Annotated in this window: 10 protein-coding genes; 3 read left to right on the forward strand and 7 right to left on the reverse strand. The window is 72.5% G+C overall.

What is annotated here, in order from left to right; genetic code table 11:
* Positions 1-140: 140 nt before the first annotated feature.
* The 4 genes from JOD66_RS20205 to JOD66_RS20220 all read right to left on the reverse strand — a co-directional run bounded on the left by JOD66_RS20205 (position 141) and on the right by JOD66_RS20220 (position 5417).
* Positions 141-1433 (reverse strand): ABC transporter permease, encoded by a 1293-nt coding sequence (locus JOD66_RS20205; RefSeq protein WP_204838603.1) that lies wholly within the window; start codon positions 1431-1433, stop codon positions 141-143.
* Positions 1430-2668 (reverse strand): ABC transporter permease, encoded by a 1239-nt coding sequence (locus JOD66_RS20210; protein ID WP_307823629.1) that lies wholly within the window; start codon positions 2666-2668, stop codon positions 1430-1432. Before JOD66_RS20210 ends, JOD66_RS20205 begins: the two co-directional genes overlap by 4 nt.
* On the reverse strand, positions 2665-4179 hold the full coding sequence (locus JOD66_RS20215; RefSeq protein ID WP_204838604.1) for an ABC transporter ATP-binding protein: 1515 nt from the start codon (positions 4177-4179) through the stop codon (positions 2665-2667). Before JOD66_RS20215 ends, JOD66_RS20210 begins: the two co-directional genes overlap by 4 nt.
* 143 nt (positions 4180-4322) lie before the next feature.
* Complete coding sequence (locus JOD66_RS20220) at positions 4323-5417, reverse strand: BMP family lipoprotein (protein WP_307823630.1); 1095 nt, start codon at positions 5415-5417, stop codon at positions 4323-4325.
* A gap of 188 nt (positions 5418-5605) precedes the next feature.
* Between JOD66_RS20220 and JOD66_RS20225 the strand changes: the two genes are divergently transcribed.
* The gene (locus tag JOD66_RS20225) at positions 5606-6028 is read left to right on the forward strand and encodes a cytidine deaminase (protein ID WP_204838605.1); all 423 of its coding nucleotides are present in this window, start codon (positions 5606-5608) and stop codon (positions 6026-6028) included.
* Positions 6025-7311 (forward strand): thymidine phosphorylase, encoded by a 1287-nt coding sequence (locus JOD66_RS20230; RefSeq protein ID WP_204838606.1) that lies wholly within the window; start codon positions 6025-6027, stop codon positions 7309-7311. Before JOD66_RS20225 ends, JOD66_RS20230 begins: the two co-directional genes overlap by 4 nt.
* A gap of 291 nt (positions 7312-7602) precedes the next feature.
* Here JOD66_RS20230 and JOD66_RS20235 read toward each other — a convergent pair whose 3' ends face one another.
* The 3 genes from JOD66_RS20235 to JOD66_RS29610 are packed head-to-tail and all read right to left on the reverse strand — an operon-like array spanning position 7603 to position 11317.
* The gene (locus tag JOD66_RS20235) at positions 7603-9015 is read right to left on the reverse strand and encodes a YlbE family protein (RefSeq protein ID WP_204838607.1); all 1413 of its coding nucleotides are present in this window, start codon (positions 9013-9015) and stop codon (positions 7603-7605) included.
* Positions 9012-10487, reverse strand: coding sequence for an AllF/FdrA family protein (locus tag JOD66_RS20240; RefSeq protein ID WP_204838608.1), 1476 nt, complete (start codon positions 10485-10487; stop codon positions 9012-9014). The genes JOD66_RS20235 and JOD66_RS20240 overlap by 4 nt, the downstream gene beginning before the upstream one ends.
* Positions 10484-11317 carry an oxamate carbamoyltransferase subunit AllH family protein gene (locus JOD66_RS29610; protein WP_204838609.1) on the reverse strand — a complete coding sequence of 278 codons (834 nt, stop codon included), beginning with the start codon at positions 11315-11317 and terminating at the stop codon, positions 10484-10486. The genes JOD66_RS20240 and JOD66_RS29610 overlap by 4 nt, the downstream gene beginning before the upstream one ends.
* Positions 11318-11517: 200 nt before the next feature.
* Here JOD66_RS29610 and JOD66_RS20250 point away from each other — a divergent pair, with 200 nt between their 5' ends.
* The gene (locus JOD66_RS20250) at positions 11518-12747 is read left to right on the forward strand and encodes a PucR family transcriptional regulator (RefSeq protein WP_204838610.1); all 1230 of its coding nucleotides are present in this window, start codon (positions 11518-11520) and stop codon (positions 12745-12747) included.
* The last annotated feature ends 68 nt before the right edge of the window (positions 12748-12815 follow it).

Consider the following 12815-nt stretch of genomic DNA (forward strand, 5'->3'; position numbering starts at 1 on the left):
GGTTGTTCCTGCACTTGTCGGGTGTTTCTGTCACTTGTCGGGCGTTGCAACGCCCGACAAGTGACAGTTTCGCCGGTCGACCGGCGATTCCTGCGCCCACGACCCGGTTCCCCGCCAGCTCCGGTACGACGTGAGACCCGCTAGCCCTTCCGGTACGGCACCCCGTCGGCGGCGGGCGCCCGGGAGGCGCCGACCAGGCCGGCGACGGCGACGATGGTGACGACGTACGGCAGCATCAGCATGAACTGGCTCGGCACCGGCGAGCCGATCACCGACAGCGCGAGCTGGAGGTTCGAGGCGAAGCCGAACAGCAGCGCGGCGAGGGTGGCGCGGACCGGGTCCCAGCGACCGAAGATGACGGCGGCCAGGGCGATGTAGCCCGCGCCGTCGGTCATCTCCTCGCCGAACTGCGGCACCGAGACCAGCGTGTACGTCGCGCCGCCGGCGCCGGCGATCAGGCCGGCGATGAGCAGCGTGGTGTAGCGGGTCCGGTTGACCTTGATGCCGACGGTGTCGGCGGCCTTGGGGTGCTCGCCGACGGCGCGGACCCGCAGGCCCCACTTGGTGCGGTACAGCGCCCACGCGACGACGGCGACGGCGGCGTACATCAGGTACACCAGGATGGTCTGGCGGAAGAGCACCGGGCCGATGACCGGGATCTGGCCGAGCACGGGGATCGGCAGCCGCGAGAAGTGGTCGGGGGCGTTGAGCTTGTCGGGGTTCTCGGTGAGCACCTGGCTGAACAGGAAGCTGGTCAGCCCGATCACCAGCACGTTGAGCACGACGCCGACGATCACCTGGTCGACGAAGTAGGTGATCGCGAAGAAGCCGAGGACCAGCGCGACCAGGCCACCGGCCAGCATCGCGGCGACCAGGCCACCCCAGGGGGAGCCGACGAGGGTGCCGACCATGGCGGCGGCGAAGGCGCCGAAGAGCAGCTGGCCGTCGATGGCGATGTTGACCACGCCGGCGCGCTCGCCGAGCACGCCGCCGAGGGCGCCGAACACGAGCGGGACGGCGAGCGTGATCGAGCCGCCGAGCAGGCCGATCACGGTCAGGCTCTCGCCGGCCGCCGCCCAGGTGAGGAAGGCGGTCATCGCGAGGACCGCGAACAGGCCGACCAGCCACAGCGGCGTACGACGACCGCGACTGACCAGCAGCGCCGACGCGGCGGTGCACACGGCGAGCAGCACGACCAGGGTCACGACCGTGGCCGTCGACGGCAGGGTGATCTCGGGCAGGTCGAAGAAGTCGGTCTCGGCGGCCAGCTGGAAGGTGGTGTCGCCGGAGCGGGCACCCAGCGCGACGAGCAGCGCGACCAGGATGGTGACGACGCCCAGCATGATCGGGGCCTTGAGCGCGGTCCGCAGCGGGACGGCGACCGGCTCGGCGGCGTCGTCGATCGGGACGGGGACCTTGGCGGTCGTGCTCATGCCGTCGCCTCCTTCGGCAGCCGGAAGATAGCTCGCACCAGCGGGGGAGCGGCGATGAACAGGACGATGAGCGACTGGATGACCAGGACGATCTCGACCGGGATGCCCTCGGCGGCGGCCATCGAGAAGCCGCCCGCCTTGAGCGCGCCGAACAGGATGCCGGCGGCGAGGATGCCGAGCGGCCGGGACCGGCCGAGCAGGGCGACGGTGATGGCGTCGAAGCCGATGCCGGCGTCGAGGTCGACGGTGACGCCGCTGGTCGTCGTACCGAGGATCTGGTTGACGCCTGCCAGGCCGACCAGGCCGCCGGCGATCAGCATGACGACGAGATAGGTGCGGCCGACGTCGATGCCGGAGGCACGGGCGGCGTCGGGGTTCTCGCCGACGGCCCGGAACCGGAAGCCGAGGGCCGACTTGTTGAGCAGCCACCACACGACGGCGACGGCCACCAGCGCGAGCAGGAAGCCGGCGTGCAGGTTGAAGCGGTCGCCGAGCAGCTTGGGCAGGATCGCCGACTCGGGCATCGGCTCCGACTTCGGGTTGAGCGAGCCGGGCGCCTGGAGCAGGCCCTGCTTGGAGAGGGCGTAGAAGACCAGGTAGTAGCCGACGTAGTTGAGCATGATCGTGACGATCACCTCGTGGGCGCCGCTCTGGGCCTTGAGGAAGCCGGCGATGCCGGCCCACAGCGCGCCGGCCAGGGCGCCGGCGAGGATCGCCAGCGGCAGGTGCAGCACGATCGGCAGGTCGGCGTTGACGCCGACCCAGCCGGCGGCGGCGCCGGCCAGCAGCATCTGGCCGCGGCCGCCGATGTTGAACATGCCGGCCCGGAAAGCCAGGCCCACGCCCAGGCCCGCGAGGATCAGCGGGCCGGAGAACTTCAGGGTCTCGGTGAGCGGGCGGATCCGGCCCTGGAAGCCCTCGAGGTTGGTGTTGTAGACCGCGCCGCGGAACAGCGCGGTGTAGGCGTCGGTGATCGAGGTCCACACCGCGTTGAAGAAGTCGCCCGGGCGCGCGCCGATGTAGCCGGCGGTCTCGCGGACGTTCTCGTCGGTGAGCAGGATCATCAGCGAGCCGACGACGACCGCGAGGAAGACCGACAGCACCGCCACCATCGCGTTGCCGGCCACGATCTCCCGCAGGACGCCGTCGAAGCGGCCCGGCTCCCGGGGCCCGGGCTGCTCGGCCGGGGCCGGCTCCTCGACGGGAGCCGGCGGGGTCTGGTCGTTGGTGCTCACGCAGCGGTTCCTTCCGGGCGCTCGCCGGCCATCATCAGGCCGAGGGTCTCGCGGGGCGTGTCGGCCGGCACGATGCCGACCACCTGTCCGCGGTAGAGGACCATGATCCGGTCCGACAGCGCGACGATCTCGTCGAGCTCGGTGGACACCAGCAGCACCGGTACGCCGGAGTCGCGGGTCGCCACCACCTGCTTGTGGATGAACTCGATCGAGCCGACGTCGACGCCGCGGGTCGGCTGGGCCGCGACGAGCAGGTGCAGGTCGCGAGAGAGCTCGCGGGCCACGACGACCTTCTGCTGGTTGCCGCCCGAGAGCTGGCTGGCCTTGGCCTGGATGCCGGACGCGCGCACGTCGTACTCGACCAGCTTGGCCTGGGCGAAGTCCTCGAGGACGCCCTTGCGGACGGTGCCGCCGGACACGAACGGCTTGCCGTGGCTGCGGTTGAGCATCAGGTTCTCGGCGATGGTGAACTCGCCGACCAGCCCGTCGATCTGGCGGTCCTCGGGGACGAAGCCCACGCCGGCGTCGAGGATCCGGCGGACCGAGCGGCCGACCAGCTCGTGGTCGCCGAGCCGGATCGAGCCGTGGACATGGGGCTGCAGGCCCATGATCGCCTCGGTGAGCTCGGTCTGCCCGTTGCCCTGGACGCCGGCGACGCCGAGCACCTCGCCCCGGGCGATCGAGAAGCTGATCCCGTCGAGGTGGGTGTGACCGCTGTCGTCGGTGACCCGCAGGTCGCGCACGACGAGGGCGTCGGGCCCGGGCTGGGCCGGCTCCTTGTGGACGGTCAGCTCGACCGGGCGGCCGACCATGAGCGCGGCCAGCTCGGCGTTGGTGGCGGTGGGGCTGGCCTCGCCGACGACGGCGCCGCGGCGGATCACCGTGATCCGGTCGGCGATCGCGCGGACCTCGCGCAGCTTGTGGCTGATGAAGACGATGGCGGTGCCGGACGCGCGGAGCTGGCGCATGATCTCCATCAGCTCGTCGGTCTCCTGCGGGGTCAGCACGGCGGTCGGCTCGTCGAACACGAGGACGCGCGCGTCGCGGGAGAGCGCCTTGATGATCTCGACGCGCTGCTGGACGCCGACGGGCAGGGTCTCGACCAGGGCGTCGGGGTCGACGTCGAACCCGAACCGCTGGGAGATCTCCCGGACCCGCTGGCGCGCGGCGTCGATGTCGAGGGTGCCGGCGAAGCCGGTGGACTCGTTGCCGAGCATGACGTTCTCGGCGACGGTGAAGACGGGGACCAGCATGAAGTGCTGGTGGACCATGCCGATGCCGGCGGCCATGGCGTCACCCGGCCCGGACATCCGCAGCGGCGCGCCGTCGAGGAAGATCTCGCCCTCGTCGGCCTGGTAGAGGCCGTAGAGCACGTTCATCAGCGTCGACTTCCCGGCGCCGTTCTCGCCGAGGAGGGCGAGGATCTCGCCCTCGTTGACGGTGAGGGAGATCCGGTCGTTGGCGACCAGCGGGCCGAAGCGCTTGGTGATGCCCCGCAGTTCGAGCGTCATGGAGGGATCCTCTCGGAGCGGACGTGGAGAAGCCAGCAGATTCGCCCGCGAATGCCGAGGCATCGCGGGCGGGAACGAGTCCGGGGGAGGTCGGGAACCGACCTCCCCCGGACCCTGCGTCAGTCAGCGCAGGCGCTCCGACGTCACTTGTTGAGGTACGACGTCACCGGGATGCTGCCGTCGATGATGCCGGCCTTGACCTCGTCGAGCTCGGACTGCAGCGTCGGCGAGACCTTCGACTCGAAGTCGTGGAAGGGCGCCAGGCCGACGCCGTCGTTCTCGAGGGTCCCGACGTACGCCTCGGGGTCGAAGTCGCCCTTGCCCGCGGCGACGACGGCCTCGATGGTCGAGGTCTTCATGTTCTTCAGGATCGAGGTGAGGACCAGCGGCTGGGTGCTCGGGTCGGTCTCGTAGAAGTCGGCGTCGACGCCGATCAGCGCGACGTCCTTGCCGGAGTCCTTGATCGCGGTGAGCGCGCCCTGGTAGATCGGGCCACCGACCGGCAGGATCACGTCGGCGTTCTTGTCGAGGATCGACTTGGCGGTGTTGGTCGCCTTCTCGTTGGCGTCGAAGCCACCGGTGAAGACGCCCTTGTCGTTGCCCTCCCAGCCGATGAGCTTGACGTCCTTGCCCTTCTTCTGGTTGTAGTAGTCGACGCCCTGCTTGAAGCCGTCCATGAAGATGGTCACGGTCGGGAACGGCTGGCCGCCGTAGGTGCCGACGACACCGGTCTTGGTGTAGTCCGCCGCGGCGTAGCCGGCGAGGAACGCGGCCTGCGCGGTGTCGTAGAGGATCGGCTTGATGTTGTCGGCGTCCTTGTTGCCGTCGAAGTCGTTGTCGGCGGCGTCGTCGATCAGGACGTACTCGAGGTTCGGGTTGGCCTTCGCCGACTCGACGGTCGCGGCGGAGAGCGCGAAGCCGACGGTCACGATGAGCTTGCAGCCCTGGCCCACGAGGTTCTCGAGGTTGGGCGCGTAGTCCTGGTCGGTCTTCGACTGGACGTCCTTGTATTCGGTGCCGAGCTCCTTCGCGGCGTCCTTGATGCCCTCGAAGCTGAGCTGGTTGAACGACTTGTCGTCGAAGCCGCCCGCGTCGGAGACGATGCAGGGGAGGAAGTCGCTCTTCGCGGAACCGGATCCCTTCTTGTCCTCGTCGGGGGCGTCGCCACACGCGGCCAAGGCCGCACTCGCCATGAGCGCCACGGCCGCGGCGGCCGTCGTCCTCTTCCAGGTCTTCACAGATCTCCTCCAGATCGACGCCCGGCTCCGAGGGCAGGGCAGAGATGTTGGTTCCGGGTATTCCGGGTGCATCCTCACCCACGGACTGCTCGACGGGAAGCGCATTCGTCGAAACGGTTACCAACTTGGGACATTTCCCGTCGAAACCTGCCCATGCGCAAGATCCTCGTGGACGCTAGCGTGGCGGCGTGGTCGACTGGGACACCCTCACGCAGGCGGCGATCGACATCGCCGCACGGGCCTACGCGCCCTACTCCGGCTACCGGGTGGGCGCCGCCGCGCTCGCCGACGACGGGCGCCTGGTGGTGGGCTGCAACGTCGAGAACGCGGCGTACGGCGTCACCCTGTGCGCCGAGTGCGGGCTCGTGTCGCAGCTGCACGCCACGGGGGGAGGCCGGCTCACCCACTTCGTGTGCGTGAACGGGGTCGGCGAGGTGATCATGCCGTGCGGTCGCTGCCGCCAGCTGCTGTGGGAGAACGGCGGGGCGGCGCTGGAGGTGCTGACCCCCCAGGGCGTGCTGGCGATGGACGCGGTGCTGCCGCAGGCGTTCGGCCCGGCCGACCTGGACCGGGTTGCCGGCGTGGACACGACTGGTACAAACGCCTCGTGAGCACGCACGACGCCGTCGAGGTCATCCACGCCAAGCGCGACGGGGGCACCCTGAGCACCAGCCAGATCGACTGGATGGTCGATGCCTACACCCGAGCCGCCGTCGCCGACGAGCAGATGTCCTCGCTGCTGATGGCGATCCTGCTCAACGGCATGGACCGGCGCGAGATCGCCGACTGGACCGCCGCGATGATCGCCTCCGGCGAGCGGATGGACTTCTCCTCGCTGTCGCGGCCGACCGCCGACAAGCACTCCACCGGCGGCGTGGGCGACAAGATCACCCTGCCGCTGGCGCCGCTCGTCGCGGCGTGCGGCGTCGCCGTACCCCAGCTGTCGGGGCGGGGCCTGGGCCACACCGGTGGCACCCTCGACAAGCTCGAGTCGATCCCCGGCTGGCGGGCGCTGCTCTCCAACGAGGAGATGCTGGCCCAGCTGGAGTCGGTCGGCGCGGTGATCTGCGCGGCCGGCGACGGCCTGGCGCCCGCCGACAAGAAGCTCTACGCGCTGCGCGACGTGACCGGCACCGTCGAGGCGATCCCGCTGATCGCCTCCTCGATCATGAGCAAGAAGATCGCCGAGGGCACCGGCGCGCTGGTGCTCGACGTCAAGGTCGGCTCCGGCGCGTTCATGAAGGACGTCGACAAGGCCCGCGAGCTCGCCGAGGTGATGGTCGCTCTCGGCAAGGACGCCGGCGTCCACACCGTCGCCCTGCTCACCGACATGGCGGTGCCGCTGGGCTACACCGCCGGCAACGCCATCGAGGTCGCCGAGTCCGTCGAGGTGCTCGCCGGCGGCGGGCCGGCCGACGTGGTCGAGCTGACCCTCGCCCTGGCCCGCGAGATGCTCGCCGGCGCCGGACGCGACGACGTCGACCCCGCCGACAAGCTGGCCGACGGCTCCGCGATGGACGCCTGGCGGGCGATGATCTCCGCCCAGGGCGGCGATCCCTCGGCCGAGCTGCCGGTGGCGCGGGAGCAGCACGTCGTCATGGCGCCGGCCGACGGCGTCCTCACCCGCCTCGACGCGCTGTCCGTCGGTGTCGCCGCCTGGCGCCTCGGCGCCGGCCGCGAGCGCAAGGAGGACCCGGTGCAGGCCGGGGCCGGCGTCGTGTGGCACGCCCGGCCCGGTGACGAGGTCCGCGCCGGCGAGCCGCTCTTCACGCTCCACACCGACACCCCCGAGCGCTTCGAGCGGGCGCTGGCCTCGCTGGAGGGTGGCTACGACATCGCGGCGCCCGGCACGGCGTACACCCCGGGGCCGCTGGTCATCGACCGGGTGAGCTGAGCCCGGTGACCGCGAGGTCGCCGGCCGGCCGGCCGGGCTGCGCGGGCGGCGTCGGCGGCCAGGCGGGCTGTAACACGCAGTTCGCTGCTCTATCGGACCCGTGACGTCGCGAAACGGCGTCCGTGCGGGTCCGTCAGATACGGCTCAGGTAGGTCAGGTCGGCGGACTGCGTGTTACAGCGCCGACGCCGTCCGCACCCGCCGTCACCCCTCCGCCGGAGACGTCGAAGCGCGAGGCCGGACCGGGCGAAGACTCCCCCTTCGCCGCGGCCGACCTCGCGCGTCGTCCTGACTAGTTCTGCGCGCGCTCCCGGGTGCGCTCGGCGAGCGCGGCGAGGGCGGCGGGGAAGATCGACGCGGGCGGGGTGACCAGGCCGGCGCCGACCTGGCCGACGCCGGCGACCTTGCCGGCCATGCCGGTGTTGATCTGCGGCAAGATGCCGGTGCGGCACACCGACGTGACGTCGATGCCGGTCGCGGCGCCGGCGAAGTCGAGCACCGGGATCGGCCAGCGGTTGTTCTCGCCGATGGTGATCTCGCGCATCCGCCGGCTGGTGGCCAGCGCGTCGGGGACGGTGCCGCCGACGAAGCGCACGATCGCGGGGGCGGCGGCCATGGCGAAGCCGCCGATCCCGGCGGTCTCGGTGATCGCCGAGTCGCCGATGTCGGGGTTGGCGTCGTCGGGGCCGTAGTCGCCGAGGAACAGGCCGTCGGCGAGCTGCGCGGGACCGGTGAACCACTGGTCGCCGGTGCCGGAGACCTGGATGCCGAAGTCGGTGCCATTGCGGGCCATGGCGACCACCATGGTGGAGCCCGGTACGTCGCGGGCGGCGTCGAGCGCGAGCTTGCAGGCCGGCATGGCCACGTTGAGGAAGAAGTGGTCGTTGCCGCCCATGAAGGCGAACGCCTCGGCGACCTCCTCCGCGGAGCGCGACGAGCGGACCAGCGACGGCGCGATGTCACGCAGCAGCATCAGGGTGCCGGCCCGGTTGCGGTTGTGGGCCTCGTCGCCCATCTGCAGCATCTGGCCGAGGATCGCGGTTGCGTCGACCGGTCCGGCCGCGGCGACCGCCTCGCCGAGCAGCGGGCCGAGCACGTCGCGCATCCAGCGCAGCCGCTCGAGCACCTCGGGGCCGTACGCGCCGTACCGCAGCACCTTGCCGAGACCCTCGTTCAGCGAGCAGTAGGTACGCCGGCCGGTCGCCGGGTCCTCGAGCACGAACATCCACATCGAGGGGGAGACCACGCCGGCCATCGGGCCGACCGCGCTGCGGTGGTGGCACGGCTCGAGCGACACGTTCGCCCCCGAGGCGAACAGCGCCTCGGCGTCCTCCGGGTCCTCGACCAGGCCCTCGAACGCGGCGGCGCCCATCAGCGCACCGCGCAGCGGCCCGGACGCGCGGGACCACTCGATCGGCGGTCCGGCGTGCAGGAACTGGCCCTGTTCGAGTCCGAGCAGCTCGGACGCCGGCGCGACGCCGACCAGCATCGCCTGGACGTCGAGCATCCGGGACACCGCGAGCGCGTTGGCGTCGCGGCGCAGCGGGTCGGCGGCGACGGTGGCGAGGTCGTCGGCGGTGCCGTCCATCGGCGGCTTCCAGTCGACCCGCTCGACCGGCACGGCCTGGTCGGCCACGGCGGTGGCGAACATGTCGGCGCCGACGGCGGCGACGGCGCTGGGGGCGGTGCTGGGCAGGGCGGTCATCGAGTTGCTCCGTTCACGAGCGCGATCGCGCGGCGGGTGGCCGCGGCGTTGGACAGGTGGACCTCGGCGCCGGCGGCGGCCAGCGCCTCGGCCTGGCGGGTCAGGCCCTGCGGGTCGGTGGAGGTGCCGACGCAGGCGACCACGACGGGCACCTCGCGCACCGCGCGCGCCGCGGCGATGGCCGGCGCCAACTCGGCGGCGGGGTCGGCCTGGGCGCCGTGGCCGAGGACGACGTCCATCAGGACCACGGCGGTGTCCGGGTCGGCCGCGACCTTGGCGAGGTGCTCCAGGCGCAGCGTCGGGTCGATCATCGGGTGGGCGCGGCCGCGGGTGAGGCCGTCGTCGCCGAAGTCGATCATCAGGTGGCCCGCGCTGAGCAGGCTCGCGTCGAGCGCCAGCTCGGGGGAGAGCGGGATGTTGCTGCGGATGTCGCCCAGCTCGGCCGCGGCGAGCAGCATCGACTCGTCGCACAGGGTGCCGCCGACGAACAGCCCGCGCAGCGCGCTGCCGCCGTCGGGAGCGGGGACCGCGGGGGTGCCCCACACCGGCCACTCCGGTACGTCGACCCCGAGGTCGCCCAGCAGCGCCTCGGCCTGCGTGGTGAGGTCGGGCTGGCCGGCGCCGAGCAGCGCGAAGCGCACCGGGGTGTCGAGGTCGGCGGCGTACTTCTCGACGGCGGCGGCCACCTCGGCGGCCGGGGGCTTGGACACGACGACGACCTGCTCGACCGAGGGGTCGGCGTCGAGCCGGTCCAGCGCGGTGCGGGTGGAGATGCCGCCGATGGCGGCGGACAGGTCCCGCCCACCGACGCCGAGGGCGGCGGCGACCCCGACGCCGGCGGCGTCGAGCAGGGCCAGGATCTGCTGGCAGCCGGTGCCGGAGGCGGCGACGATGCCGACCCGGCCCGGGGTGACGGTGTTCGCGAAGCCGAGGCCGACGCCGCCGACCACGGCGGTGCCGCAGTCGGGACCCATCACCAGCAGCCCGCGGTCGCGGGCGATCCGCTTCATCGCGAGCTCCTGCTCGACCGGCACGTTGTCGCTGAAGATCATCACGTCGACGCCCGCGTCGAGGGCGTCCATCGCCTCGACCAGCGCGGACGCGCCGGGGACCGAGACCAGGGCCAGGTCGCCGCCGGCCCGGCGCAGCGCGGAGGCCGTGGTGCGCGGCGGCGCGGTGACCTCGCCGCCCGAGGAGCCCTTGCGAGCCGCGGCGAGCGCCGCGTCGACGGCGGCGAGCGCCGCCGGGAGGGCGGACTCGTCGTCGAGGCGCAGCGCGACCACCATGTCGTTGCTGCTCGCGGGCGGCAGCGTGAAGCCCATGCCCTGCAGCACCTCCACGTTGAGCTCGGTGGCCATCGCCACCTGGGCGGCGGCGACGCCGGGGGTGGCGGCGACGTCCCGGCTGACCTGCAGCAGCGCGACGCTGTCGGCGTAGGCACCGGGTCGGATCTCGACGTGCTGATGCGTCATCGAGTACTCCCTTCAAGGGCTTCGTTGATGGTTGTGGAAAGAGCGAGCCGGGCGCCGAGGAGCATCCCGGCGCCGGAGGTGTGGCCGACCGCGAGCAGGCCGGTGATCTCTCCGGTGGCGAGGGCGGTGCGGAACGGGGCGATCGCCTCGCCGGCGATCGCGTGGCGCAGCAGGGCCGCGGACAGGCCGGTGGTGCGGGGCAGGTGAGCCCGGACCGCCGTCGCCACGGCGGAGCAGTCGCGCCCCACGGCGCGGGTGGCGACCAGCCAGCCGGCCAGCACGTCGTCGCCGACGGGAGTGAGCCCGTCACCGCGGCCGACCAGGGCGGGCACGGCGGCCGGGTCGCCCGCGGCGAGCAGGTCGAGCGCGTCGGCCGGCAGCTGGTCGCGGGCGGGGGCGAGGTCGGCGTCGGACGCGACAGGGGCGGCGCCGAGACGGGGGAGCGCGAAGGAGACCAGCCGGGTCACCGCCACGCTCAGCGCGCCGATCCGGAGTACGCCGTCGCCCACGACCACCGGGTCGCCCACCGCGACCTCGGGGAGCGAGGGGAGCGCGGTCAGCACGGCGCAGGGCACGTGCACCGCGCCGCGGGCGAGCACGCCCACGACCTCGGGGTCCGGGCCGCCCAGGTCGGCGTACACCGCCTGGTGGCCGGCGTGCACGACCGCGCCGGTCGCGGGCGGGCCGTCGAGCAGGGCACGCAGCGCCGCTGAGCCGGCACCTGCCGTCGCTGAATCGACCGCAGCCTGAATCCACCGCTGGCTGGCTGCTGCGCGGCCCCCCAGGGGCGCGCTCGCTGCGTTGCGGGCGCTCGATGGGCGGACGAGCACGTCGTCGCACCCACGCCTTGCGAGCGCATCCCTGGGGGACCGCTCGCTACGCCACCCACCGGTGGATTCAGGCTGTCGCACCTCTGGGACGCTAACGGCTGGGTAAGGTGCATCGAATGGTGAGCATTGCCAACGTCCAGGGAGAAGACGGGCAAGAGTTGATAGCCGCCTCGAGGGCTGTCATCGCGGACGATGGCGTCATGAACACCGAGGAGCTTGCCGAGTCGCTCGCCCAGCTGGTGCTGGCCGGGGCCGACCTCGACGAGCTGGTCGCCGCCATCGGCGACGCCCTCGACGTCCACGTCGCCGTGACGACCACCGACGGGCGGGAGCGGGCGGCGCGGATCGACGACGCCATGCGGGAGCGGATCTCCGCGGCCGGGCTGACCGACGAGACCGGCCGGCTGCGGGTCGAGTGGCTGGGGGACCGGGGTGGTCACGAGGGGCAGCCGGTGGCCGGCGCCCACGTCCACCGCGAGCCGCTGGCCGCGCCGAACCAGGCGCTCGGCCACCTGGTCGCGATCGCCGAGCACGGCATGGCCCCCCAGCAGGTCGTCGCCCTCCAGCGCGCGGCGACCGCGGTGTCGCTGTCGATCACCCGCGAGCAGGCGGTGTCGGCGGTGGAGAACAAGTACCGCGGCGACTTCCTGCGCGACGTCTTCCTGGGCCGGGCGGGCAGCGACGACTTCGTCCGCGAGCACGTGGTCGGCTTCGGCTGGGACCTGAGCCGGCCGACGGTCGTGCTCGCGGCGCAGATCGACCCGCAGCCGACGTACCAGGCCCCGGCGTCGGTCGCCGACCGCCGTCACTGGCAGGAGCGCTTCGCCAACGCCTGGCGGCAGGTCGCCGCGTCGGTCGACCGCGCCATCCCGATCGCCGACTTCGGCTCCGAGGTGGTGGCGGTGCTGCCGGCCGAGGACGTCGACGCCACCGCCGCGCTGGTACGCCGGCTCGTGGTCGCCGTCGCGGGCGACAAGGGCGGCGGGCGCCGGCCGTTCACCGCCGGCGTCGGCCGGGTGGCGGCCAGTCCCTCCGGGCTGCCCGACAGCTACACCCAGGCCCGGCGCGCGCTCGAGGTCGGCCGCCGGTTCCGCGGCCCGAGCACCACCACCTGGTTCGACGACCTCGGCCTGCACCGGCTGATCGCGATGGTGCCCGACACCGAGGAGCTGCGCGCGTTCGCGCACGACGTGCTGGGTGAGCTGGCCGGCTCCACGGAGGAGGCGGTGACCCTGCGCGAGACGCTGCAGGTGCTGCTCAACACCAACTTCAACGTGGCCGAGGCCGCGCGCACGCAGTTCTTCCACTACAACACCATGCGCTACCGGGTCGGGAAGCTGGAGCGGCTGCTCGGCCCGGTCGCCTCCGACCAGAACCTGCGCCTCGACGTCGCCGTCGCGCTCAAGGTGCTGGAGGTCGTCAGCCGGTGAGCGCTGACGACGCCGTGATGTCGGTGAGGTGAACCGGTCGGGAATCGCGGGCAACTTCCGCCAGCACT

Source organism: Nocardioides nitrophenolicus, assembly GCF_016907515.1.
Lineage (GTDB): Bacteria > Actinomycetota > Actinomycetes > Propionibacteriales > Nocardioidaceae > Nocardioides > Nocardioides nitrophenolicus.

What these genes read in the sequence shown, in the direction of transcription:
- JOD66_RS20215 (WP_204838604.1), bottom strand. Translation starts at nt 4,179, where the DNA reads ATGACGCTCGAACTGCGGGGCATCACCAAGCGCTTCGGCCCGCTGGTC.
- JOD66_RS20205 (WP_204838603.1), bottom strand. Translation starts at nt 1,433, where the DNA reads ATGAGCACGACCGCCAAGGTCCCCGTCCCGATCGACGACGCCGCCGAG.
- JOD66_RS20235 (WP_204838607.1), bottom strand. Translation starts at nt 9,015, where the DNA reads ATGACCGCCCTGCCCAGCACCGCCCCCAGCGCCGTCGCCGCCGTCGGC.
- JOD66_RS20240 (WP_204838608.1), bottom strand. Translation starts at nt 10,487, where the DNA reads ATGACGCATCAGCACGTCGAGATCCGACCCGGTGCCTACGCCGACAGC.
- JOD66_RS20250 (WP_204838610.1), top strand. Translation starts at nt 11,518, where the DNA reads ATGAACACCGAGGAGCTTGCCGAGTCGCTCGCCCAGCTGGTGCTGGCC.